Origin of the sequence: Schaalia odontolytica, assembly GCF_009730335.1 — a bacterium.
Taxonomy (GTDB): Bacteria; Actinomycetota; Actinomycetes; order Actinomycetales; family Actinomycetaceae; genus Pauljensenia; species Pauljensenia dentiphila.
Genome location: NZ_CP046315.1, coordinates 2,168,237 through 2,193,513 on the forward strand (window position 1 = coordinate 2,168,237; position 25,277 = coordinate 2,193,513).

Below are 25,277 nucleotides of genomic sequence, written 5' to 3' on the forward strand. Positions count from 1 at the left end.
GGGGCGAAGGGCGAGGCGGAGCGCTCAGCGGGTGGCGAGCAGCGCCTCCTCGGCCTCCTTGGTCCACAGGCCGGCGGCGTCAAGCTTCGCGGCAACCGTCGGCAGCTTCTCGGCCAGCTCGGACACGGGGGTCAGGCTCAGGTCGTGCATCATCGGGAAGACCATGATCTTGCCGCCCGAGGTACGGTCCATCACCGCGTTGATGGCGTCGCCGAAGCCCGCCATGCCGGTGATCGCCCACAGGGAGATCGTGGTGTCAATGATGCCAGCCTCGATCTTGCGCAGGACCGTGCGCATGTCGGAGACGTCCGAGCCGGAGGTGCCCAGCATGAAGATCTGACGCTCGATGATGCCCTGCAGGTCGAAGTCGCCGAACGTGCCGGCCGGGATGCCCGCGAACGCGTTCAGGATGCCGCCCTCAGCCAGCAGGTCGACGGCCTGGGAGACCAGCGCCGGGACGGGCACGAGGCACGTCGCGTAGGTGTAGCCGTACTCCAGGGGCGTCGAGGAGGTGTTGACGATGTCGAGCGGCACGCCGTTCTTCTCCGCGGTCGGGCCAACAACCTTCGTCAGGTTCTCCAGACGCTCGTCCGACAGGTCAGTGCCCACGACGCTGAGGCCGGGAACACCCGAGGTGACGGCGCGCATCGTGTGCATGACACCCATCGGGCCGGCGGCGCCGACGAAGACGCAACGGTCATTCTCGCGCAGATCGCCGTTGGCGGGGATCCAGGCGTAGCCCTCGCGCGGGTCCGAACCGGTCGTGCCGCAGAAGCGGGTGAAGTCGTAGTGGACGCGGCCGATGTCCAGGGACACCTTGCGCGAGATCTTCTCGCCACCCAGGACGACACACATGGTGCCGCGGGTGCCGATCAGGAGCGCGGCCTTCTCGATTGCGTCGGCGTCAGCACCGAAGAACACGATGTCGTCGAACTCGCCTTCGACGCCCTCGATGGCGTCGGCGGCAACGCGCACGACCTCGGCGGGCTTGTGCTCGGCGGTCAGAGCGTCGATGTCGCCCTCGCCGACGACCAGCAGGCGGCCACCGTCGGCGACGTGGTTACGCTCAGCCCAGGCGTAGGAGCCCTCGACGGTCGCCCACGGCTCGATGAGGCCGACGGCTGCGGCCGACGGGCCCTCCGATACGTGGATGAGGAACTCTTCGCCGTCCGGGGACACAACGCAGCGCTCGTCGACGACGACGTACTCCTCGAGGGCGCCGTCGAAGTTGTAGCCGAAAGCGCCGTTCGACTTGGCGGTGCGCAGGTGCTTCCAGTCGGCCTGGACCAGCAGGCGATCGCCAACCTTGAAGTGCGTAACCTCCTCGCCGACCTGCACGACGCGCACGACGGGCTCGTGGCCGGGCGTCACGGCCTCCTGGTTCGGGTGGTAGGACGGAATGTCCTTGAGAGCATCCAGGTCGATGCCCGCCACCACGTCCGACTTGCGCGGGTGGCCATCAAACTGGTGGAGCAGCTTCGTATCAGAGAAGCAAATGCCGCAGGCTTCGACCTCGAGCATGATCTGCGTCGGGCCAACGGGGTCAACGGGCTTCGCCGGGTTAACGACGAACTCTTCCTTGCCGACGATCTGAATCGCGTACTGGGTGGAGGGAATCTGGGTCATGACTGACTCTTTCACTGGAAAACTACTGGACGTGGGAAGAAAGGACGAGGCCGGGGAGCTGGCGAGAAACCCGCTGGGATCCCCGGCCTCGTGACACTGTCAGGAGAGCATCACCTGGCCGCCCGTGACGGGCACGGCCTGGCCGGTCTCGTATTCCTGCTCAACGATGTAGAAGATCGCGCGCAGAACGTCGATGCCCTGGGCGCCGCGGCGCATGGGGACCTTCGCCTCGTAGAACTCCTTGACGTCGGCAACCGTCTTGGCTCCGGGGACCTTGCCGGAGTTCAGGTACTGGACGAAGAGGCCGCGATCCGGGTCGGACCAGAGCGGGCCGTCGTAGAAGTTGCCGGGGCAGATCGCGTTGACCTTCACGCCGTGAGCAACCATCTCGAGGGCGAAGGACTGGACCAGGCCGATGCCGCCGAACTTCGAACCCGCGTAGGCGGCGTTCTTGTTCGAGCCGACCAGGCCGGACTTGGAGTTGATCTGGATGATGTCGGTCAGCCACTCGGGGGCGGTCGAGTGCTGGCGGGCCAGGAGCTGGCCCAGGTGCTTGGTGACCAGGAAGAAGGCCACGTAGTTGATGTCGGTGGACAGGCGGAACGCGGAGGCGTCCTGCTCGAGGACGGAGCCGGCGCGCACGATGCCCGCGTTGGAGACGACCAGGTCGAGGCCGCCGGTGACGCGCTCGATCTCGGAGGCCATCGCGGCGACGGACTCCTCGTCGGCAACGTTGACCGTGATCGGGTGGGCGACGCCTTCGCCGCCGAGCTCGGCTGCCTTTGCTGCGGCGCCCTCACCGTTCAGGTCAGCGACGTACACGAAGCACCCGGCGTCCACCAGGCCGCGCGCGATCTCCGCGCCGAATCCCTGGGCTCCACCCGTCACGAGGGCGACGCGGCCGTTGATGGCGCGCTCACCCGTGGCGGTGGCGCGAACCTCGAAAGTCTCCTCGCCGGCGCGCACGACGACGGGGAGCTCCGTCTCCTTCAGGGAACAGGGGCACACCTCGGTGAGCGGGCCGTCGAAGGTGACGGTCGGCTCCGCCGAGCTGGGGGCCACGATGACCGGGCGTCCGAGGGCCTTCAGGAAGAGGCCGCGTACCTCGGGGGCGTTACTCATGATGTCTCTCTTTCTCGACGATGATCGTCAGTTAATCGATGTGGCTCGGGCGGCAACAGCGGCGGCGTCCTCGCCGTCGGCAATCGCGCGACCCAGGGGCGCGTACTCGCTGATGCGCTCGGCAAGCGCCTCGGGGGTCAGGCGACCCGTGCGGCCCAGCAGGTGCAGGGAGGGGTCCACGGAGGACAGAGCCTCGTGCGCGACGAGGGCCCAGGTAGCCTCGTTGAGGTCCGCGAACTCGGGGCGGCGCAGCTCCTCGCAGGTGAAGCGCTGGCGCGGCTGGTTGATGTCCACGCCCGAGATCTCGAGCATGCCGTGGGCGGCCGCCAGCGCGTGGATGCGCTCCAGCTGCTCGGGGGTGTTGCGCGGGGGCATGTAGGTGACGGCGCGCAGGCCGATAGACTCCATGTACTCGAAGAGCTCGTCGAGGAAGTCATCCTCGAACTTCTCGGCCTTCTTGTCGCCCGTCGGCGAGGCAGACACGTCGCCCAGGTAGGCGTAGGTGGCGATCGCGCCGACCGAGTCGGCGAAGGCGACGACCTCGGCCGCGCTGGGCAGCTCATCGGTGGGCTGGATGTAGATGCGATCCAGGTAGTTGGCCTTGAGGACGCCCAGAAGGTCGTACATGAGGTGCGGGTTGTCCGCGTCGGAGAGCACGCGGGCGAGGGACTCGGGGACCTCGACACCCATCGAGTCCAGGCCCTGGACCAGGGCGGGACCACGGCCGAAACCACGGATGAGGGCCGAGGCCATCGCGGCCAGCAGGTGACGCTCGGTGATCCCACCGCCATTGGCGTACTGGGAGATGCCGACCATGTCCGCCTGCGGGTCGAAGGGCTCCAGGCCCAGGTCGGTGAGGATCTTGTTGGCGCTCTCGGCCATGGCGAGAGTGCGCTCAAGGCGGGCGGCGCGCTTGGGGGCAAGCCACTGCGCGACCTTCTCGCGGGCCGGGGCGGGCACGCCCTGGACCGTCATGTAGGCGACGCCCTCGGAATCGGGGTTGTTGAGCTTGCGCTGCGCGAGCGGCGTGCCTTCGCCGAAGCGGGCGCGGATCTCAAAGCCGGTGACGGAACCCATGCCCAGGATGCGGGTCGCCTCGCTCATCTCAGCGGCGGCGCCGATCGAGTCGTGGTCGACCGATCCGACGACGCGCAGGCCGTTGCGGCGCGCCAGCAGGGCGGCGTGCGTGGGCGTGTAGGGGCTGAACGAGAAGCACGTGTGAATGTGGTTATTCGATTCGGGCACCCAGCTGGGAAAGTGCTCGTCGGCCACGCCGGCGCGCAGCGCCTCGATGCGCTGGGCCGGGGTTGCTGCCGGGTCGTTGGTGATGTCCATGGGTTCTGCCATCTCTTCGTTGGGTGGAGAAAAACGGTATTGAAACAAGTATGTTGGCGAGGCCGGGGCACGGTGAGGAGGAGTGTAGCCCCGGCCTCGCGGGCTCGCGTCAGGGAATGCGAGCCAGGGACGGGGGCGGGCCGGAAAGGGGAACGGCCCGCCCCCAGCGCCTCAGAGTCCCGCGCGGTTCAGGCGCGCGATCTCAGCCTCGGTCGCGTGCTTCGTGGTGGGCACGTGGCCGGGCAGCGGGAGGACACGCTCGTGAATCGCATCGAGGATCCAGGAGACCTGCGGGAAGAAGTACGACTCCATCTCGGGTCCGGGCGTGATGCCGTTGCGCGAGGCCACGACGGCGATCGGCGCGTCGAGCGCGTCGAAGGCCAGGGTCTGCACGTTGGCGGCGACCGTGTTGAGGAAGGAGCCACGCTCGACGGCGTCCGAGGTGAGGACCAGGCGACCGGTCTTCTTCACGGAGGCGATGAGCTTGTCGTAGTTGAGCGGGGCGACGAAGCGCAGGTCGATGACCTCGGCGCTCAGGCCATACTTCTCAGCCAGGACGTCAGCGGCCTCGAGAGCCTTGTACACGGTCGCGCCGTAGGCAGCGATCGTGATGTCGGTGCCCTCGCGGCGGATCGCCGGCTCGCCCTCTTCGGTCTCGTAGTAGCCCTCGGGCACGCCGCCGGGCTCGAAGTCCTCGCCCTTGTCGTAAAGCTTCTGGCTCTCGAGGAACACGACCGGGTCGGTGCCGGCGAGTGCCAGGTTGAGCATGCCCTTGGCGTCGGTCGGGGTGGTCGGGAAGTAGACCTTCAGGCCCGGGATGTGAGCGACGAGCGCGCTCCAGTCCTGGGAGTGCTGAGCGCCGTACTTCGCGCCCACGGACACGCGCAGGACGAGGGGCATCTTGAGCAGGCCGGCGCTCATGGACTGCCACTTGGCCATCTGGTTGAAGACCTCGTCACCGGAACGGCCCAGGAAGTCGCAGTACATGAGCTCGACGACCGCGCGGCCACCGGCCATCGCGTATCCGACACCAGCGCCCACGATCGAGGCCTCGGCGATGGGCGAGTTGAACAGGCGACGGTAGGGCAGGGCCTCAGTCAGGCCGCGGTAGACGGCGAAAGCTCCACCCCAGTCGCGGTTCTCCTCGCCCCATGCGGCCATCGTCGGATCGGTCTTGAAACGGTGCAGCATGGCCTCGAACAGGCCGTCACGGAACTGGTACATGCGCATCTTGGAGACGGGCTTGCCGTTCTCATCGACGGAGGTGCGCACCTTCTTGGCCAGCGCCTTCACGCGCGGGTTGTCCTCGAGGTCGATCTCGGGGGTCGCGTCGTCGAAGGCCTCGACCTTCTCGTTGGAGAACATGACGGAGTCGATGTAGCCGTCGGCAACGCGCGGGGTGGTCTCGTCGTCGATCGAGAGCTTGAGGACCTTGACGAGCTTCTCGGTCAGCGAGGCCGTGTAGCCGTCGATCTCGTCCTGCGTGGTCAGGCCGTTGGAGATCAGCAGGTTGCTGTACTCCTTGATGCAGTCCACCTGCTCCCACAGCTCGACCTCTTCCTTCGTGCGGTACGAGGAGGCATCCGACGGCGAGTGGCCGGAGAAGCGGTAGGTGATGGTGTCCATGAGGACGGGGCCGCGGCCCTCCTCGAGGATCTTCTTCTTGCGGGTGGTCGCATCCGCGACGGCCAGCGGGTTGAGGCCGTCGACACGCTCGGCGTGCATGGCCTCGGGGTTGAGGGCCGCGCCCACGCGGGCGAGGATCTCGTAACCCATGGTCTCGCCGAAGGTCTGACCGCCCATGCCGTAGAAGTTGTTGAAGAAGTTGAACAGGATCGGCGGGTTGCCACCGTCCTCCTCGCGCCACAGCGAGCGGAACTGGTCCATGGACGCGAAGTTCATGGCCTCCCACACGGGGCCACAGGCCAGGGCGGCGTCACCGACGTTGGAGATGACGATGCCGGGCTTGCGGTTGATGCGCTTGAAGAGGGCCGCGCCGTTCGCGACGGGGGCGGAGCCGCCGACGATCGCGTTGTTCGGGTAGGAGCCGAAGGGCAGGAAGAAGGTGTGCATCGAGCCGCCCAGGCCGCGGTTGAAGCCGGACTTACGGGCGAAGATCTCGGCGAGGGCGCCGAAGAGGATGAAGTTCTCGGTGAGGTCCTTCGTGTCCTTGTAGTCGATCTTCTCGGCGTAGGACAGGGTCTCGCCGCCGAGGAAGTCCTTCATGATGCCCTCAAGCTGGCTCTCGTCCATCTGGTGCATGGCCGAGTAGCACTTGGCGAGGATTTCGCCGTGCGAGCGGTGGGAACCAAAGATGAAGTCATCGGGCGACAGCACGTAGCTCTGGCCGACGTAGGCGCTCTCCTGGCCGATGCCGAGGTGGGCGGGGCCGGGGTGGTTGTACTCGACGCCTTCCCAGGCGCCGGTCTTCTTGATGGAGTCCAGCATCGACTCGAAGGTGCGCACGACGATCATGTCGTGGAGCATCTGGACCATGCCCTTTTCGCCGTAGCGGGCGATCTCGGTGTCACGGTCGAAGGTGTACTGGTTGACGGGGACCTCGGGGAACTTCACGTACCCGGGGCGACGCACCTCATTGGGGTCGATGATAAGAGACTGAGTCATTATTCTACTCTTCCTTGACGTAGGGGATGTTCGTTAGAGCTTGACGGCCCACGCGGCTTCACGGATCACCTCGGAGACCGTGGGGTGCGGGAAGACGACCTGGCGCAGGTCCTCGACGGTCAGTTCCATCTCGAGGACGGCCTGAGCGCCCCAGATCATCTCGGCGGCGTACGCGCCCAGCACGTGGATGCCCAGCACCTGGTGGGTCGTGGGATCAACGAGGATCTTCGCCTCGCCCGGTGCCTTGAAGCCGTTCTCCGCGATGAAGCGGCCGGACATGAGGGCGGGAACCTTGGCGACGAGGACATCGCGGCCCTCACGCTTGGCGGCGGACTCGGTCAGACCGACGCCGGCGGCCTCGGGGATCGAGAAGACGGCCCACGGAACGGTGTGCCAGCGCATGACCTCGCCGCGTTTCTTGGCGGCAGGATCCAGGATGTTCGCCGAGGCGATCTCCGCCATGCGGTAGGCTGCGTGCGCCAGGAGGGAACGTCCGGTGACGTCACCGATGGCCCACACGTTGGGCAGGTTGGTGCGCATCGTGTCGTCGACGACGACGCCGCGGTTGATCTCCAGTCCAGCCTCTTGCGCGCCCCAGCCCTCCGTCGCGGGACGGCGGCCGACGGCCATGAGGACGACGTCGGCCTCGACGCTCAGCTTCTCCTCGCCCTTGGAGTAGTGGACGGTACCACCGTCGAGGGACTCGACGCGGCAGCCCAGCTCGAAGGTCACGTCCTTCATGGCGGCGCGGGCCTTGGCGGCCAGGTCGTCGTCCATGAAGGGAAGGATCTCGGGGGCCATCTCGATGACGGTCACCTGGGAGCCGAGGGTGGAGTACAGGGAGGCGAACTCGACGCCGATGACGCCGCCGCCGATGATTGCGAGGCGGGCCGGAACCTCGGGCAGCGAGAGGATGCCCGTGGAGTCGACCAGCGCCGGGTTGTCCTGGGTGCCGGGCAGCGGGGGCATGGCCGGCACGGAGCCCGTGGCGATGATGACGTGATCCGAGGTGTAGGTCGTACCCTCGACGGTCACGCGACCGGGGGCGTCGAGGTGGCCTCGTCCGTTGATGACGGTGACCCCCGCCTTACGCTCTGTGGCGGCGACGCCTGCGACCAGGCCCTTCACGACCTGGTCCTTCCAGGCCTGCATCTGCGTCCAGTTGACGGCCACGCCCTGAGCGTCCACGCCGAACTGGCTGGCTTCCTTGGCGTGCAGGTAGTTCTTCGCGCCGTTGAGCAGGGTCTTGGTGGGGATGCAGCCCACGTTCAGGCAGGTGCCGCCCAGGTACTGCTCCTCCACGAGAGCGACCTTCTTGCCCGCGTGTCCGAGGCGCTCGGCAGCCAGGTAGCCGCCGGGGCCCGCACCGAGGACGATGACGTCAAAATGCGTGTCACTCATGAGTATTCCTCTTTTCTCAGGCCAGGACCGTCACGTCGATGTTTTCGATGGCGGCGACCAGGTCGCGCAGGAAGCGAGCGCCGTCCGCACCGTCGATCACCTGGTGGTCGATCGTCAGCGACAGGTTGAGGCGCTGCTCCACGCCGATCGAGCCGTCTGCGGCCACGGTCGGGCGCGGGGTAATCGCGCCGACGCCCAGGATGGCCGTCTGGGGCAGGTTGATGACGGGGGTGAAGGTCTCGATACCGAAGGAACCGATGTTGGAGACCGTGAAGGTGCCGCCGCTCAAGAAGTCGGGCGACAGGGAGCCGTCGATCGCGCCGCCGGCGAGGCGCTTGGCCTCGTCGGAGAACGCCTTGAGGCCCAGTGCCTGCGCGGAGCGGATGACGGGGACGAGGAGGCCGCGCGGGGTGTCGCACGCGAAGCCGAGGTGGACCTGCTCGAACTCGGTGAGGACGCCGTCCTCGAGGTGAGCGTTGAACACGGGGTACTTGAGCAGGGTGCGCGACACCGCGAAGCAGACCAGGTCGTTGAGCGTGATCTTGTTCAGGCCCAGGGCCTCGTCGGCGTTCTTGACCTTCTTGCGCATCGCGAGGATGCCGGCGGCGTTGGCCGTCGTGTTGAGGGTCAGCTGCGCGGTGGAGGTCAGGGACTCCATCATGCGCTTGGCGACGACCTTGCGCACGCCCTTGAGCGGGGCGGAGGTCGAGGCGCCGGGGAAGTCGGCGGCAGCGGCGGCGGGAGCCGCGACAGCGGTGGCCGGGGCAGCCTCTGCGGTACGGCCAGCGTCGGCGACGGACACGCGCCCACCGATGCCGGTGCCTTCGGCTGCGCTCACGCCGGCGGCGCGCGCGGCGGAGGTCAGGACGGGGCCGGCGGCGATCGCAGCGGCGACGTCACGCTCGATGACGCGGCCGTGGGGGCCGGAGCCCTCGGTGATGGCCGAGGCGTCGACGCCGTTCGACGCGGCGAGGGCGCGGGCGCGCGGGGAGACGGCGCCGGTGGCGCGCTCGGTCGCGAAGGCGGGGGCGCCAGCCTCGGGGGCAGCGGCGACTTGCTCGGCGGGAGCGTCGGCTTCGGCGGGGGCAGCGTCGCCACCGGGAACGAGGCCGGAGATGTCCTCTCCGGGCTCACCGACGATGATGAGCGGATCCTTCACGGGGACCTCGTCGCCTTCCTCCCACAGGAGCTTCAGGACGGTACCCTCGGCGGTCGAGGGCACCTCCATGGTCGACTTGTCGGTCTCGATGGACGCGAGCGTCTGGTCGACGGAGACGGTGTCGCCTTCTGCGATCATCCACTCGACGATGATGCATGACTCAACAGAGTTGCCCAGCTGGGGCATCACCACGATGGTGGCCATGTAATTCCTCCTAGACGATGCGCAGCTTCGTGCGCTCGGCCAATTCCTTGATGGATTCTTCGGGGATCTCATCGTCGGTGATGATTCCGGTGACCTCGTCGATCCCCATGAAGCTGACAAAGCCGGCTTCCTCATACTTGGAGGAGTCAGCGAGCAGCCACGTCTCTTGTGCGCGGGTACGCATAATGGAGCCGACCTGTCCACCTTCTACAAGCTGGGTGGTCAGACCCCGATCAACGCTGAACCCGTCGGTCCCAAGGAACGCGACGCGTGCGTTGAAGTCATTGATGGCGCGCTCGGCGACCGGCCCCACGAGGGACTCGGACTCGGCGCGGAAGTGCCCACCCGTCAGCGTGATGTTGAGGTTCGGGTTGGAGCGGGCGTTCGCGAAGACCAGCACGGAGTTGGTGAGAACCTGAACCCCGCGCTTGCCGGCGAGGTACTTGACGATGAGGGCGCAGGTGGTGCCGGCCTCGATCATGATGCGATCGTCGTCGTGGATCATGTCGGCGGCGGCGCGAGCGATGCGCTCCTTGATCTCAACACGATCGTTCTGGCGCAGGTGAATGTTGCGGAAGGTGGTGGGACGCGCTCCTCCGTGCGTGCGCACGAGGTAGCCCTGCTCGTCGAGAGACTTGAGCGATGCGCGCACGGTGACGGGCGAAACTCCCAGATCGGAGGCAAGCTGCGCGACGCTCACCTCACCCTCCCGGGCGAGGCGATCCAGGATGTAGTTCGTGCGTTCTTCTGCACGTCCCATGGGGCACCTCTTCACAGAATCAGCGACATTCTTTGTCGCTTTCTCTTTCGTTAAGAAAAGAATAGTCACTAAAACGAAAGTATGCAACATCACGAGAAGGGGATTCACACAGGTGCACACAGGGCGCACAAACGTTCAGGACAACGCCGTCCATTTTTCATTATTCAAAGATATTGCAGGGATAAACGCGCTGGTGGGCAGCTCTTACGAGCCACCCACCAGCTATGAAACTGTCTTCTCTACCCCGGAGTCACCATTCAGTTGAAACGAAAACGAAACGAAAGTGTTCGTCACCGATGCAACAAGGCACGCCCTGGGGCGGCAAACGGGTTTTACTCCCCGGGCTGGCGCACGCCGACCGTCAGGAGCAGGTTGCCGTACAGGCGCTGCTCGCCCGTCGCAACGATGATGCCGACGTTCTCGTCACGCGCGGCATCGTAGAAGTCCCAGCGGGAAATCTCGCCGAACTCCACACCGGGCAGAGCTGCGCGGAACTCGTCGTGGATCGGGATCTCCACCGGATCGGCGTCGGGGGCGGGGGTCATGATCTCTGCGCGCTCGATCGGAATCGTGCGCTTGAGGACGTCAAGGACCTGGCTGACATCCAGGAGACCCGGTGCAAGGTTGAGCGAAATGAGTTCGCAGCGCGGGTTCACACCCGTCGTGTGCGGGTAGTTCGCATCCGCCAGCAGAATCTTCGAGCCGTGGCCGGCGGCCGCGAGCGCGCGCAGGAACTGCGGGTGCGTCATAGGTCCATAGAGCATGAACGTGCCTTTCTTACAGGTGTGAACTGGCCCGGATGACCAGCTCGGGGTCGAGGACGATGTCCTGTGAGGGACCGCCGCCCATGAGCGAACGCACGAGGCGCACGGCCGTGCGTCCCAGGCGGTCGAAGGGCTGGTGGATGGTCGTGAGTGGAGGTGCGTAGGAGTCCGCGCCGTCGATGTCGTCGAAGCCGACGACTCTCACGTCGCGAGGGACCACTCCCCCGCGCTCGTAGATGTAGCGCATGGCGCCCAGGGCCAGCTGGTCGTTCGCGGTCTGTACGCCCTGGGGCAGACGACCGGCCGCTCGCATGACGTCGTAGCCGTCACGCGAGTCCCACGAGTCGGGCTCGAGCACGACGGGCTCGATGTCGTAGGACGCACACGCCTGCTCGTAGCCGATGCGCCGCATCTGCGCGTCCGACCAGCCGGCGGGACCCGAGATGTGGACGACGTCGGTGAGCCCCTGGGCGAGAAGATGCTCGGTCGCCAGGCGCGCACCTCGCACGTTGTCGACCGCGACGGTGGAGATGCCGTCGAGCCCCTTTTCGCTCGTCAGGACGAGGACGGTTGGGAAACGCTTGCCCGCCTCGATTGCTACGTCGATCGTCGGGTCCTGACCACCCAGGATGATGACTCCGTCGACGTCGAAGGGAGCGAAGTCGTTGCGCAGCTGCCCATCCGGGCCGTAGGCGTAGGACAGGGACACGTGATATCCGGCCTGCGACGAGGCGTTGAGGATCGACAGCAGCACACGCCCATGTCCGTGGAACATGGGGGCGGCCAGGACGACCTGCAGGACGTTGGTGCGCTTGGCCGCGAGCGCTCGCGCCGCGTAGTTGGGCACGTAGCCCAGTTCCTCGACAAGCTTCGCAATGCGCGCGCGCGTCTTTTCCGACACCTCAGGATCCCCGCGCACGACGCGCGAGACCGTGTTGGTCGAGACGCCTGCGCGCCGCGCGATGTCGGCGAGCGAGACCTTCTTAGCTGCGGGTCGGGACGTGGACATGGGTTGCTGCACTGGCTGCGATGACGGTGGCGCGATCTTCCTCGGCGAGAGCACCGATGGTTTCGAGCTGGGCGAGGAGGGAACCGAATGTCGATGCCTCAATGGGGCCTCGCACGACGGTCACTCCCGAGATCTGGGCGGTCAGGTCGCACAGGAGGCGGTTGCGTGCGCCGCCACCCACGAGGTTGAGCTGGTCGGGAGCCTTCCCCGTGGCCTCGGTCAGCTCGCCGATCGCACGGGCGTACCGGCGGGCGAAGGACTCGATGATGACGCGCACGTAGCCGGCCATGGAGTCGGGACGTGCCGCGCCCTGGGCGTCCAGGGCCTCGTCGATCTTGCGCTGCATGTCGCCGGGGGTGGCGAAGGCTTCCTCGTCGGGATCGAAAACGCCGGAGGCGGCGGGCAGTTCGCGAGCCTGGGCAACCAGCTCGTCGGTGTCGGTGGGCGTGCCCTCGCGCTCCCACTGGCGCTGAATCTCCTGAAGGATCCACATGCCGGTGATGTTGAAGAGCGGGCGCACTCCCCCGTCGGTGCGACCCTCGTTCGTGATACCCAGGTCGAAGGCGGCGTCGCTCATGAGGGGCTCATCCTCAATCGCGCCGAGGACGGACCAGGAGCCGCAGGACAGGAAGTAGGCGCGCTTGCCTTCCTCGATGGGCAGGCCGTGGACAGCGCACGCGGAGTCGTGGGCACCGCCGCGCACGACGGTGAGGGTTTCAAGACCGGGGACCGTGCAGGGGCCGACGACGGTGCGGTCGGCGGCGAGGTCCCCGAACCAGCCGCGCGGGATACCGAGACGGTTGAAAACCTCGTCATTGAAGTCGCCGCCGCCCGGGGTGAGCAGGCCGGAGGTCGAGACGATCGTACGCGACCAGCCGACGACGCCGGTGAGGCGGTACGCAAAGTAGTCGGGCAGGAAGAGGGCGGCAGCGACGCACTGCGCGTCGGCGGGGTTTTCCTGCAGGTAGGCGAACAGCTGGTTCGCCGTGTTGATGGTGGCCGGCTGGTTGCCGGTCAGGTCGAAGAACTCGCGGTCGCCGATGCGATCACGGAAAGCGTCAAGGGTGCGGGAGGTGCGCTCGTCGCGGTAGGCAATAACGTCACCAACGAGCTCACCGTTCTCGTCGAGGGGAGCCCAGTCCACGCCCCATGTGTCAATGGAGACCGCGCGGGCGTCCGGGAACTGTTCGAGGGCCTTCTTCAGGCCGGTAATCGTCTCGGCCTCCATCGTTGCCACATCCCACGTGAGGGTGCCGTCTTCGCGGCGGCGGGCCTCGTGCTTGAAACGGTGGATATCGGTCACGTCCAGGCGGCCGTCGTGCAGCGTTCCGGCGAGCACTCGGCCGGACGCGGATCCAAGGTCAACAGCAAGTACGGTGGTCATTGAAGGTCTCCTCCAGATACGCCCTGGGTCGGCGTGTCCCGTCGTTGGGTTCTCGTGCATCTTTCCTCATCGGCGAGGCCGGGGCCGGATCCCGGTGGTGGTGCCCCGCGTGGGGGCGAGCCCGGTCGGGCTCGGGGAGAGAGGACACCCAAGCCCGACCGGTGGTTGTATCAGCGGTACATCGGACCGAAGGTCTCGCAGGCACGGAAGTCCGCGGCTTCGAGGGACTCGGTGCCGAACAGCGACCACGCCTTGGGACGGAACACGCGCTCCGCGGGGACGTTGTGCATGTTGACCGGGATGCGCAGCATCGACGCCAGCGTGATGAGCTGACCGCCGATGTGGCCGTAGGAGATCGCACCGTGGTTGGCGCCCCATGCGTTCATGACGTCGTAGACGCTCTTGAAGGCGCCCTCACCCGTCAGGTTCGGGACGAACCAGGTGGTGGGCCATTCGATGTTGGTGCGCTCTTCGATGGTGAAGGCAACCTCGTCGGGCAGCTCGACCGTGTAGCCCTCGGCGATCTGCATGACCGGTCCGAGGCCGCGCACCAGGTTGATGCGGCACATCGTCACGGGCATCTCGCCGGAGGTACGGAAGTGGGTCGAGAAGCCGCCGCCACGGAAGTAGCCGGTCGAGGCCGGGTGGAACGTCGTGGCCGCGAGCGTGGCCTCGCGGTCTTCCTCGGTGACCTCGTACCAGGGCTTGATGACATTCTCGCCATCACGAACAGCCTTACCGGCGCCGTCCAGCGTAGTCGAGCCGGAGTTACGCAGGTCGAGCAGACCAGCGGCCGCGCGGCCCTCGGGCTTCCAACCGGTGGCCTTCTCGATGGACTCGGGGCTCCAGTAGGTACGCACGTCGGAGAAGATCTGCGGCGTGTTGGTCAGCAGGTAGCCGAACAGCATCGAGGCGCCGTTGAGCGAGTCGTTCTCGGTGGCCACGACGGAGGGCTGGCGGATGCCGGTCCAGTCGAAGTTCGTGTTGAGGATGGTCTCCAGAACGTCGCCGTTGGGGAAGTGGTCGGTCCACTGGCGCTGGCCCTGGAAGCCTGCCACGATGGCACCGTGGCCGCCGGCCTCTTCCTCGAAGCCCAGCTCAGCCAGGCGGGGGTTGCCGTGCATGAGGTCACGGGCGATGATCGTCATCTTGGTGACGAACTTCCACCAGTCCTCGTGCTTCTCGGGGTACTGCCACTCCGGCGGGTTCCAGTCCTTGCCCTGCTTGAAGTTCTCGCGGATCCACTGGTAGGCCTGCTCGTACTCTTCGGGGTCGTAGATGCCCTCTTCGATGCGGCGGGTGAACTCGCTCATGTCGATGTACTCGTTGCGCATGCCGAGGTAGGAGCCGAAGAAGTCGGGGTCGACGACGGAGCCGGCGATACCCATGGAGACGGAGCCCATGGACAGGTAGGCCTCACCCTTCATCTGCGCGACGGCCAGGCCGGCGGTCGCGTAGTCGAGGAGGCGGGTGCGCACGTCCTCGGGGATGGAGGTGTCGTCTGCGTCCTGCACGTGCTCACCGTAGATGCCGAAGGCGGGGATGCCGATCTGGGCGTGGCCGGCCAGGGCGGCGGCGAGGTACACGGCGCCGGGGCGCTCGGTGCCGTTGAAGCCCCAGATGGCGTGCGGCATCGCGGGGTCCATGTCGGTGGTCTCGGTGCCGTAGCACCAGCAGGGGGTGACCGTCAGGGTCAGGCCGACGTTGTTCGCGCGGAACTTGGCGGCGCAGGCCTGGGCCTCGTGGACGCGGCCGATCGTGGTGTCAGCGATGACGACCTCGACAGGGCTGCCGTCCGGGTAGCGCAGGTTGGAGGTGAAAAGCTCGGCGACGGACTTCGCCATGTTCATGGTCTGCTCTTCGAGCGCCTCACGAACGCCCTTGCGGCGACCGTCAATAGTGGGGCGGATTCCGATGCGGGGGTGGTTTGTCATTATTCCTTCATCCCTCTTGAAGACGTCGATGTCGGAGCGCGGGGGCGCTCGCCCCCTCGGATCCTTCGAATGGAAAAGTGCCGGGTCCGCGGGTCTCGCCCCACCGAAGTGGAGCGGGACCCGCGGCGGGCCACCGGTTCAGTTTGTCACTTCCCCAGCCCCGGCCTCGTGCCCGATGGAGCTATCGGCTCACTCGTAGAGGTTCGCCTTGATCTCAGCGTTGTCGATGTTGGTCTTGTCGTACCAGGCGAAGCCCGAGTCGATGACCTTGGGCAGCTCAGCGCCGTTGAGCGCTGCGACCGCGGCCTTGACCGTGTAGTAGCCGATCTTCACGGGCGACTGGGTCACGGCGCCGGCCTCGGTGCCGGCCTTGATGGCGTCGATCTGGGTCTTTCCCGAGTCGAAACCGACGACGGTGACGTCCTTGCCGGACTCAGCGACACCCTGGACGATGCCGGAGGCAGCGGCCTCGTTGGAGCCGTACATGCCGACGATGTCGGAGTTGGCCTGGATGATAGACAGCGAGGTGTCGGCGGCCTTGGTGACCTCACCGGCGATCTGCTCGTCGAGGAGCTTCAGGTCGGCGGGAGCGTTGGCCTTGAAGTACTCCTTGAAGCCCTCGCAACGCTGCTTGCCCGTGGTGGAGGTCGAGTCGTGGCAGACCATGCCGACCGAGCCCTTCTTGTCCTTGAGCAGCTCGATCATGTGCTTGGCGGCCTCGGCGGCGGCGGCCTTGTTGTCCGTCTGAACAGTGGTGACGGGGATGTCGGACTCAACACCGGAGTCGAAGGCGACGACCGGGATGCCCTTGCCGTGGATCTCGGTGAGCAGGTCGGCGGCAGCCTTGGAGTCAAGAGCGGCAAAGCCGATGGCGGCCGGGCCGGAGTCCAGAGCGGACTTCAGCTGGTCGGTCTGCTCAGTGACCTTGGTCTCGTCCTGCGGGCCGACGAAGTTCACCTTGTAGCCCAGCTCCTCGCCAGCCTGCTCGGCGCCTTCCTTGACGGCCTGCCAGAAGCGGTGCTGGAAGCCCTTGGAGACCAGGTAGATGGTCTTGGTGCCATCGCCCTTGACCGCAGCCTTCTCCCAATCCTGGGCGTTGCCGGAGGTGTCAACCTTGGCGGAGCCGGAGGACGCGCTGGGCTTGGCGTCGGAAGAGGAGGAGGAATCCGTCGAGGTCGTGCAGGCAGCAAGGCCCAGGGCCATGGAGCCGACGGCGGCGGCGGCGAAGATACGTCCGATGGGGCGCATTGGTTTTCCTTTCGTGGGGTGGCGGGGTCATTCCCGCCCTTGGTGTGTGTGAACCGACGTCGGTCCACGATGGGTGAATTGAATGGGTAAGAATCAGGCTGCGTTTTCGCGGATGCGACGCAGGTTGTCGATAACGACCGCAAGGAGCAGGACGATACCGGTGACGACGAACTGCCATTCGGCGGCGATACCCATCATCGTGAGGCCCTTCTTCAGGGTCTCCATGAGGATCGCGCCGACCAGGGCGCCGGGGATCGAGGCGCGGCCACCCGACAGGGAGGTACCGCCGATGACGGCCGCGGCGATGACGTTGAGCTCCATGCCCACACCCTCAGCAGGCTGGACGAGGCCGTTACGAGCCGAGTACAGGATCGCGCCGATAGCCATGAACGCACCCGCGACCACGTAGATGATGATCTTCCACAGGCGGACGTTGACGCCGGACAGGCGCGTGGCCTCTTCGTTGGAGCCGATCGCGAGGGCGTAGCGCCCCAGCAGGGTCTTGTTCATGAGGAAGGTTGCCAGGACCGTGAGGACCACGAAGATGATGACAGCGTTGGCAACGTAAGGGATGGGCGTGCCCGAGGCAATGAACTTGTAGCCGGGGTTGGCGATGGAGATCGAGGCCTTGTCGGAGATGATCAGGGCGAGGCCTCGGGCGACCATCATCATGGCGAGTGTTGCGATGAAGGGCGGCAGGCCCAGGATCGAGACGTTCAGGCCGTTGACCAGGCCGATCGCCATGCCGACCAGCAGCGTCAGCACGAGGCCGAGGCCGAGCGGCAGGTTCATCTTGTCGCCCGCCAGGAAAACGCCGGCCATAACCGCCACGAGGCTCAGGCCCGTACCGACGGAGAGGTCGATGCCCGAAGTGGCGATCACGAATGTGGCGCCGAGCGCCATGACGCCCGTGTAGGCCGACTGAAGGACGATGCCCAGATAGACCTCACGATTCACGAACGCGAAGTTGGGCACTGCAAAGCTAAAGAATGCCAGAACAACCAGCAGCGCCAGCGTCACGAGCAGCAGCTGCATGTTGTTCTTCATGAAGGTCTTGAAACGCGACGGCGCCTCCAGGCCCTTGTTATCGACGACGGCGGTGCTCACGCGTGTACTCCGTTCGCTTCCTCCTGGCCGACGGTGGCCAGTTCCATGATGTTTTCTTGGGTGGCTTCCTCGTTGTCGAGGGTGCCGATGATGCGGCCATGGGCCATGACGGCGATGCGGTTCGCCAGACGCAGGACCTCGGGCAGCTCCGAGGAGATCACGATGATCGCCTTGCCCTGCTTCGCCAGGTCCTCGAGCAGCGTGTAGATCTCGTCCTTCGCGCCCACGTCAATACCGCGCGTCGGCTCGTCGAAGATCAGGACATCGGTGTCACGCTCCAGCCACTTGGCCACGACGACCTTCTGCTGGTTGCCGCCCGAGAGGCTACGGACCTCGACGTCGACGCTGGGGGTGCGCGTACGCAGTTTCTTCACGTAGTCCTTGGCAACCTCGCGCAGCTTCTTGGTAGCAACGACCGATCCTCTCGTGAAGTGCTCCATGGCAGCCATGCCAGTGTTGAAGGACAGGTCCTTGTCGAGGAGCAGGCCGTACTGCTTGCGGTCCTCGGACAGGTAGCCGATGCCGTTCTTCACGGCGTCGTTCGCGCCCTTGATGCTGACCTTCTTGCCGTGGACGTAGATGTCGCCCGAGGTGTGGGGGTCAGCGCCGAACAGCGCGCGGGCGACCTCGGTGCGGCCGGCGCCGACCAGGCCCGCGAAGCCGAAGATTTCGCCCTTCTTGACCTCGAAGGACACGTCGTGGACGACCTTGACGGTCGAGAGGTGCTCGACGCGCAGGATGGCCTCGTCGGAGAGCGGCTTGGTGGTGGGGCGAGCGTCCGCAGGGACCTCGCGACCGACCATCATCTTGACGACCTCGCTCATGGGGGTGGTGGCCGTGTCCACCGTGCCGATGTACTTGCCATCGCGCAGGACCGAGATGCGGTTGGTGAGCTCGGTGAGCTCGGGCATGCGGTGCGTGATGAAGATCAGGCCGGTCGTCGGGCACACGAAGTCGCGCACCAGCTCGAACAGGGACTCCGTCTCGGTCGTGGTCAGAGGAGCCGTGGGCTCATCCATGACCAGGATCTTCGAGTCGAAGGACAGCGCACGCGCAATTTCCACCATCTGCAGACGCGCGACCGGCAGGTCACGGCAGTGGGCGGTGGGATCGATGTCCATGTTGAGGCGCTCGAACAGCTCGCGCGCATCACGAACCATCTTGCGGTCGTCGACGTATCCAAACTTGGACGTGCCGGGTCGACCGATGTACAGGTTCTGGGCGACGGTCAGGTCAGGAACGATGTTGAGTTCCTGATGGATGATCGACAGGCCGAGGTCACGCGCGTGCTCCGGCGACTGAATGTCGACCTTCTCTCCCTGCAGCCAGATCTCGCCGCCCGGGTCGGACTTGTGGATACCGGTGAGCACCTTCATGAGCGTGGACTTGCCCGCCCCGTTCTCACCGCAGAGACCCAAGACTTCACCGGGTCGAAGGTCGAGGTCCACGTCGGACAGCGCCTTCACACCGGGGAACGTCTTTGAGATCCCCTTTAGCTCTAGTAAGTTCGTCACTTCTCACCCCTTGGGTACCAGTAACTTCTCTGTTTCTGGAGTTTGCTCCCCCGGCTTCGTTAACGCTAACGGTCACTGTTCCGAGGAATCGCCCTCTTCGGCGTCTTCTTAAGAGTAGAGCATCACAGTGATCTGCGCGAGCTAAATTCACTCACGCGTAACCAAATCGTAATCGAATCTCGAGGGGGTTCAGTCTGACAATTCCGCATTATTCTGCACGTTTTCAATGATGGGGCGCGCGACAGCGTTCAGCCAGTCCTGCTCCACCACACACTCTTTGATCAACACTTTTCCGCGTGTTGGATCGTGAGGAATCCCCTCTCGTTCCCACTCGGATAATCCCTCACCCCGCACAGTTGTTGGAAAAGTTCCGTGAACGCTCACGACACGCCACCACGGGACCCCACCGCCCCAGTCGTGCATAATCCGCCCGACGACGCGCGGACCGGTACCAACCGCACGGGCGATCATGCCGTACGTAGCCACACGCCCCTCGGGGATTTCCTCCACGACCCGCAGGACAGCCTCAACAAGTTCTTCCCCCACCGTTCGCACCTCCTCATCTGCACACAGCAATGAACAGTCACAGCTCGACCATCTTCTCCACGGCCCACAGCACCTCGCGAGGATCGATCGGCACCACGGCGAGGTCCGTGTCAGCCAGCGGCTCGGGTTCGCGGTCGGGCGACTCGACGGACTGCGACTTCCCAACCTTCTGGTCGTCACTGGCGGATGCAACCGCTTCCTCCGCCACACTACGCCTTCTTCTCAGGCTACGGCGCCTGCTCGGGCGGCCACGGCCTCGTCGAGAAGCCCGAGCACCCTCCCCACCATCCGCACCCATCGAGGGCGCCGCATCATCCCCAGGGGGCACCCACCGCTCATCGGAGGACTCCTGCGAGAATGCATCACCCACCTGGTAGGTCACGCCGGAACAATCTAGAACACGTAAGTGGGCACAGGGCTCCTTCCACGCGCTCTCGGCACGGAAGGCGACGAAGGCAAAGGCATGGAAGTCCACAGCATTCAAGGCATCGGCAACGGTCGACCCCTCGGGAGCCACGCAGGAGATGTCGCGCATCGCGCGGAAGGTATTCCACAGGGGCTTGGCTCCCAGCTCCATGGTCTCGGCTGGCAGCCAACGCAGGCCGTCCACTTTGCCCGTGCGCGGGCCGAGGCGCGTGAAGCCTCGGACAAAGCCGACGACCTCGCTGGGGAGGATCTCATCGACCTTGACGACGCGGGTACGGTGCAGCTCAACGAGCGCACGGTCCTTGGTCAGCCACACGCGCATGAGACGAGGCTTCTGAGCGGCCTTCGAGTGCAGGGCCCACACGTCGAGGCGCATCGTCGCCCACGAGGTCGGGGCCAGCTCACGCCTCGGTTGGACAGCGTCGACGGGGGCGTCCAGCATCGCCAGGTATCTGCGCTTATCGACCGTGACCTTGCCGAGCTGACTGGCATGGAAGCGCCGGGGAAAGGAAGCTCCCTGTTCCGGGCTGCCCCAGATGCTCGCGGCCGTCACGAGACGGTCAGCGTCACCTCTCCTCCGCGGTTGATCCAGCCACTCCCGCCAACGCTCCCCGAAAGCCGCGTAGTGCTCTCGCATGCGCTTCTCACGATCGGCTGCGCTCTCCCTGGGGGCGACGGGTCCGCGCTTCTTTTTGCGGGGCTTCCTCATGATCTTGACGACCGCCTGGACGATCGTGGTAGCAACAAAGGCGATGATCAGAATGTGGTAGGCGTGATCAGCGATCGCCTGCATGTGTCACTCCTCCCCGATCAACAAAAAGCCCCGAGTTCATGAGAACTCGGGGCATCTGCTCCTGCGACTGGATTCGAACCAGTAACCGTCCGATTAACAGTCGGATGCTCTGCCGTTGAGCTACGCAGGATTGCGACAAGAGAAGATAGTAGCAGAGGCGGCGCGAAACTGGCAAGCCGGATACAGCTCCGCCGATATGCTGCGCATCACGCGGGAGGACGGCTGCGGCTGCGCCCCTAGGAGGCACGCACTTCTCCGTGCTGCTCAGGCTTGTGCGGATAGTCGAAGCGCCGGACCCGCAGCCCTCACTCGAGGCTGCGGGTCCGGCGCTCTCAGAGCGGGAGGCTCCGCATCAACGCCACTGCGGGTCGTCCGTATCGACGCCGCGCGCAACTGCGACGTGCTCGATTGCGTCCGCGAGCCACTGAGCAAAGCCCTCCTGCTGAGAGTCGTAGTGGGAGCGGAAGCTTTCATCGCACAGGTAGGCACGAGAAATGAGGTAGTGCTTCGCTGGGCTCACGGGGAAGTACTCGCTCAGCGCCTCCCGGTGTGCATCAACGAGCTCGGCGGCCCTGTCGCTGCCGGTGGCCACGCGTGCGCGAATGGCATCGATCATGTCCGATTCGATCCTGCGGATTCGCTCGGTGCTCGCCTGCCAGTCGCCCGCCTGCCACGAGGCGGTGCGGCGGTGCCACTCTTTCCAGTCATCGGTCTCGCCGTAGCATTCCTCGGCTCGCGCCTGGTGGGCCGCAAAGTCGGCGTCCCCCAGAATCTCCCCGATCTGTTCGACGGTCAGCGCGTTGTCGTTCATTGCATCCTCCAGGAGTATGTCGAGTGCTTCGATCATCTTGTCCGTCTCTTGACGGTGAGCGATGAGCCTTTCTCGTTGCCGCTTCAGGTGGGAGATCCCCGACTCGCCAGAATCGAGAAGAGCCTTGATGTCCGTCAGTCTCATCCCAGTCGCCCGGTAGATGATGATCCTTTGGACGCGGGCACAATCCTCGGCTGAGTAGAGCCGGTAGTTCGACCAGCTTCGCTCGGCGGGAGCGAGGAGGCCCCGGGCCTCCCAGTGATGCAGCGTTCGCACCGTCAAGGAGAATCGCTCGGCGACCTCGCCGACGGTGTGGAAAGTGTTGTCATCGCTCATGGAAATGATTCTGAAGCCTCACGTCGGGTCATGGTCAAGTCGGGCACATGCCCGCAAGCACTCAGCCCCGCCCCGCGGATGCGGGACGGGGCTTGCTCACCCAAACGAGGGGTGAAAGTCTGAACGATTCAGACGGGGAAAGTCACTTAAGGGTGACCTTGCCGCCGGCCTCTTCGATCTCAGCCTTGGCCTTCTCGGCGTCTTCCTTCTTCGCGGCGGGGAAGATGGTGGAGGGCGCGGAGTCAACCAGGTCCTTGGCTTCCTTGAGGCCCAGGCCGGCCAGGTTCTTGACGACCTTGACGACGGCGATCTTCTTGTCACCGGCGGACTCGAGGACGACCTCGAACTCGTCCTTCTCTTCGGCGGCGGGGGCGTCGGCGGCCGGGGCGGCAACGGCGACGGCTGCGGGGGCAGCGGCCTCAACGTCGAAGGTCTCCTCGAAGAGCTTCACGAAGTCAGAGAGCTCGATGAGGGTCATTTCCTTGAAAGCTGCGATGAGCTCGTCATTGGAGAGCTTAGCCATGAGTGGCATCCTTCCTAATTGGCCTGCACGAGTGCAGATTGTTGGGTAGTTTCACGCAGCCGGGGTGGCGGCGTGAAACATGGCCTGTCTCGTCAGGCCGCCTCGCTCTGCTTTTCGCGCAGAGCATCGATGGTGCGCACTGCCTTGACGGGCAGAGCGTTGAATGCGAACGCCGCCTGACCAATCTTGGCCTTGAGGACGCCTGCGGCCTTGGCCAGCAGGACCTCGCGGGACTCGAGATCGGCAAGCTTCTTGACAGCCTCGGCGCTCAGCTGAGCGCCGTCCATCGCGCCGGACTTCAGCACGAGGGCGGGGTTGTCCTTAGCAAAATCACGCAGGGTCTTGGCAGCCTCAACAGGCTCGCCGGAGACGAAAGCGATGGCCGTGGGACCCTTGAGGTCCTCAGCCAGGAAGTCGAGACCGACCTCCTTGGCCGCCAGGCGCGCCAGCGTGTTCTTTGCCACGGCGTAGGTCGCGTTCTCGCCCAGGCCGCGACGCAGCTGCTTCAGCTGGCCGACGGTCAGGCCGCGGTACTCGGTCAGCAGGACAGCGTCGGCTGCGCGGAAACGCTCCACGAGCTCGGCAACTGCTGCCACCTTGTCGGACTTCGCCATGGTCCTCCTTCCAGATACGTGACCGTAGGTAAGAAAAAACCCGACACGCAGGATCGTGTCGGGCATACGCTCGATTGCAGCACAGGGCTGCTCACTCACCTGCGTTGGATTTTCTTCCACTAGTGTGGACACCAACGGTCTTCGGCGAGGATCAGCTTAACAGGCCCAGCTAGGGCTTGCAAGCAACGGGGCGAGCATCACAGACGAGGCCGGGGCCGGCCGCGCGCACAGTCCGCCTCTGGGCAGATGCGCAAGCTTGGCCCCGCCACCAGTCAGACAAGCCTCCATCCCGCTGCCCGAGAGCGAGCGTCCCAGAATGCCCGGTATTGGCCATCCAGCTGGGTGTAGAGCTGCTCGTGCGTGCCGATCTGTGCGACGCGTCCAGTCTCGCTGAGGACAACAATTTGGTCGGCCGCGGTGATCGTGTCGAGCTTGTGCGCGATGACGATGAGGGACGCGTCGCGCCTCAGGGCTGCCATGGCGTCGGTGACGCGGGATTCGTTCTCGGGGTCGAGGGCGCTCGTGGCCTCGTCGAAGAGGACGATGGGCGCGGCTTTCAGGAGTGCGCGAGCGATGGAGACACGCTGGCGTTCGCCGCCTGACAGGGCTCGGCCGGCCTCGCCGACGGGGGTCTCCCAGCCGAGGGGCAGACGTTCAACGATCTCGTCGACTCCGCTCAGACGTGCCGCTTCCTCAATGTCAGCCCGGGTCGCGTCGGGGTTACCGACGCGCACGTTAACCTCGAGGGTGTCGTCGAAGAGGTAGACGTCCTGGAAGACAAGGGACAGCTGTGCCATGAGGTCGGCAGTGTCCCAGTCCCGAACATCCCCATCGCCAACGAGCACACGTCCGGCGTCCACATCGTAGAAGCGTGCGATGAGGCGCGCGATGGTGGTCTTGCCGCACCCCGAGGGGCCGACGATCGCCGTCATCGTTCCGGGTTCCACGCGGAAGGACACGCCTTGCAGGACCGGATGGTCGGCCTCGTAGGAGAAGGACACGCCCTCAAGGGCGACGGACGCGCCCGACGAGGCCGGGGCCTCGTCCCCGCATCGCCCGCCGTTGTGCGTGGGCAGTTCGGGGGCGGAAAGAATGTCGTGGCTGAGGTCTAGGACGGGGCGCCGGGTCTCGAAGGCGGAGCCGAGCGCCCCAATATCGACGAGGATCTGCGTAAAGCGCAGCAGCAGGCCGATGGAGACGACCGCCTCCACCGGGCCGACGGTCCCGGCGACCGACAGCCAGCCAATCGCGCAGATGAGCGTCACGACGACCGTCTGAGCAGCCATGCCGTTGACGATCTGGCCAACCGTCTCCCTCATGAGTGAGCGTCGCGCGGCCACTCCGTATGCGTCCTCTGCTCGCATGAGGGGCTCGTAGGAGGAGGAGCGTCCACACGCGCGCAGGGCGCCCTGCTTGGTCGCGTATTCAACGATGCGGTGGGACAGCTCGCGAGCGGGAGGCTCTTTCAGGGACGCCCCGGACTGCAGGCATCGGCGCGCCACCCACACTCCCCCGCCGATGACCGGGATCGCCGCCAAGCACACCAGTCCGAGTACCGGCGAAAACACGGTGATGCCGACGAGCATCGTCACCGAGGTGACGATCGCGGCGATGAGAGGCGAGTACATGTGCGCGAAGATCTCGCCCAGGACCATGAGCTCGCGCGAGACGAGGCGGGATGTCTTTCCGGCCGTGTCCGCGCGGAAGGAGCCGAGCGGCAGGGACGCCACCTTGTCGCCGATCGCACGGTGCATGTTCGACAGGAAGTCGAAGGCCACCGAGTAGGAGCGGATGGCGAGCAGGTACTCAACGATGAACGAGGTACCGGCACACACCCCCAGCACAACGAGCCAGGCACCCAGCCTCATGCCCCACGCGGGATTCCCCGAGGTCAGGGCGATGGAGACAGGAATGAAAGCGACGAGGGAGACGCCGCGCACCGCGCCGACGATGCAGGACAGGACGCTCGCCTGGGCGAAGTCGGCTCGCCCCTGTTCGGAGAGGGGTTCGCGTAGCCGGGAGATGAGGCCGTACAT

At 65.6% G+C, this 25,277-nt stretch carries 20 protein-coding genes and 1 tRNA gene; all 21 read right to left on the reverse strand.

Going from position 1 to position 25,277, the window contains the following annotated elements; genetic code table 11:
* Positions 1-24: 24 nt before the first annotated feature.
* The 21 genes from FOC40_RS09440 to FOC40_RS09540 all read right to left on the reverse strand — a co-directional run bounded on the left by FOC40_RS09440 (position 25) and on the right by FOC40_RS09540 (position 25,277).
* Positions 25-1,626, reverse strand: coding sequence for an alcohol dehydrogenase catalytic domain-containing protein (locus FOC40_RS09440; protein WP_003793875.1), 1,602 nt, complete (start codon positions 1,624-1,626; stop codon positions 25-27).
* A gap of 99 nt (positions 1,627-1,725) precedes the next feature.
* A complete protein-coding gene (locus FOC40_RS09445; RefSeq protein WP_003793873.1) occupies positions 1,726-2,748 on the reverse strand; it encodes an SDR family NAD(P)-dependent oxidoreductase in 1,023 nt (340 codons plus the stop codon).
* 27 nt (positions 2,749-2,775) lie between these two features.
* The gene (locus FOC40_RS09450; protein WP_003793871.1) at positions 2,776-4,095 is read right to left on the reverse strand and encodes a PHP domain-containing protein; all 1,320 of its coding nucleotides are present in this window, start codon (positions 4,093-4,095) and stop codon (positions 2,776-2,778) included.
* A gap of 159 nt (positions 4,096-4,254) precedes the next feature.
* Positions 4,255-6,708: an alpha-ketoacid dehydrogenase subunit alpha/beta gene (locus FOC40_RS09455; RefSeq protein WP_003793869.1), complete on the reverse strand. Its 2,454-nt coding sequence runs from the start codon at positions 6,706-6,708 to the stop codon at positions 4,255-4,257.
* A 33-nt stretch (positions 6,709-6,741) separates the two neighbouring features.
* Positions 6,742-8,109, reverse strand: a complete 1,368-nt coding sequence (gene lpdA / locus FOC40_RS09460) for a dihydrolipoyl dehydrogenase (RefSeq protein ID WP_003793867.1) — start codon at positions 8,107-8,109, stop codon at positions 6,742-6,744.
* 16 nt (positions 8,110-8,125) lie between these two features.
* A complete protein-coding gene (locus FOC40_RS09465; protein ID WP_155844142.1) occupies positions 8,126-9,472 on the reverse strand; it encodes a dihydrolipoamide acetyltransferase family protein in 1,347 nt (448 codons plus the stop codon).
* Positions 9,473-9,482: 10 nt separating this feature from the next.
* Positions 9,483-10,232: a DeoR/GlpR family DNA-binding transcription regulator gene (locus tag FOC40_RS09470; protein WP_039929145.1), complete on the reverse strand. Its 750-nt coding sequence runs from the start codon at positions 10,230-10,232 to the stop codon at positions 9,483-9,485.
* A gap of 332 nt (positions 10,233-10,564) precedes the next feature.
* Positions 10,565-10,996 carry an RbsD/FucU family protein gene (locus tag FOC40_RS09475; protein ID WP_034467793.1) on the reverse strand — a complete coding sequence of 144 codons (432 nt, stop codon included), beginning with the start codon at positions 10,994-10,996 and terminating at the stop codon, positions 10,565-10,567.
* Between the two features lie 13 nt (positions 10,997-11,009).
* Positions 11,010-12,005 (reverse strand): LacI family DNA-binding transcriptional regulator, encoded by a 996-nt coding sequence (locus FOC40_RS09480; protein WP_003793859.1) that lies wholly within the window; start codon positions 12,003-12,005, stop codon positions 11,010-11,012.
* A complete protein-coding gene (locus tag FOC40_RS09485; protein ID WP_003793858.1) occupies positions 11,980-13,389 on the reverse strand; it encodes a rhamnulokinase in 1,410 nt (469 codons plus the stop codon). Before FOC40_RS09485 ends, FOC40_RS09480 begins: the two co-directional genes overlap by 26 nt.
* A 170-nt stretch (positions 13,390-13,559) precedes the next feature.
* Positions 13,560-15,323 (reverse strand): L-fucose isomerase, encoded by a 1,764-nt coding sequence (locus FOC40_RS09490; RefSeq protein WP_003793852.1) that lies wholly within the window; start codon positions 15,321-15,323, stop codon positions 13,560-13,562.
* Positions 15,324-15,512: 189 nt separating this feature from the next.
* Positions 15,513-16,571, reverse strand: coding sequence for an ABC transporter substrate-binding protein (locus FOC40_RS09495; RefSeq protein ID WP_003793851.1), 1,059 nt, complete (start codon positions 16,569-16,571; stop codon positions 15,513-15,515).
* Positions 16,572-16,664: 93 nt separating this feature from the next.
* Positions 16,665-17,678: an ABC transporter permease gene (locus FOC40_RS09500; RefSeq protein WP_003792298.1), complete on the reverse strand. Its 1,014-nt coding sequence runs from the start codon at positions 17,676-17,678 to the stop codon at positions 16,665-16,667.
* Complete coding sequence (locus tag FOC40_RS09505) at positions 17,675-19,192, reverse strand: sugar ABC transporter ATP-binding protein (protein WP_003793848.1); 1,518 nt, start codon at positions 19,190-19,192, stop codon at positions 17,675-17,677. The genes FOC40_RS09500 and FOC40_RS09505 overlap by 4 nt, the downstream gene beginning before the upstream one ends.
* 189 nt (positions 19,193-19,381) lie before the next feature.
* A complete protein-coding gene (locus FOC40_RS09510) occupies positions 19,382-19,738 on the reverse strand; it encodes an MGMT family protein (protein WP_039929143.1) in 357 nt (118 codons plus the stop codon).
* A gap of 37 nt (positions 19,739-19,775) precedes the next feature.
* A complete protein-coding gene (locus tag FOC40_RS09515) occupies positions 19,776-20,957 on the reverse strand; it encodes a hypothetical protein (protein WP_003793844.1) in 1,182 nt (393 codons plus the stop codon).
* Positions 20,958-21,015: 58 nt separating this feature from the next.
* Positions 21,016-21,087, reverse strand: a tRNA-Asn gene (locus FOC40_RS09520).
* A 222-nt stretch (positions 21,088-21,309) separates the two neighbouring features.
* Positions 21,310-22,104, reverse strand: a complete 795-nt coding sequence (locus FOC40_RS09525; RefSeq protein WP_003793841.1) for a MerR family transcriptional regulator — start codon at positions 22,102-22,104, stop codon at positions 21,310-21,312.
* Between the two features lie 142 nt (positions 22,105-22,246).
* Positions 22,247-22,627: a 50S ribosomal protein L7/L12 gene (rplL, locus tag FOC40_RS09530; RefSeq protein WP_003792291.1), complete on the reverse strand. Its 381-nt coding sequence runs from the start codon at positions 22,625-22,627 to the stop codon at positions 22,247-22,249.
* Between the two features lie 92 nt (positions 22,628-22,719).
* Positions 22,720-23,241 carry a 50S ribosomal protein L10 gene (gene rplJ / locus FOC40_RS09535; protein ID WP_039929141.1) on the reverse strand — a complete coding sequence of 174 codons (522 nt, stop codon included), beginning with the start codon at positions 23,239-23,241 and terminating at the stop codon, positions 22,720-22,722.
* A gap of 272 nt (positions 23,242-23,513) precedes the next feature.
* Positions 23,514-25,277, reverse strand: coding sequence for an ABC transporter ATP-binding protein (locus FOC40_RS09540; protein WP_003793838.1), 1,764 nt, complete (start codon positions 25,275-25,277; stop codon positions 23,514-23,516).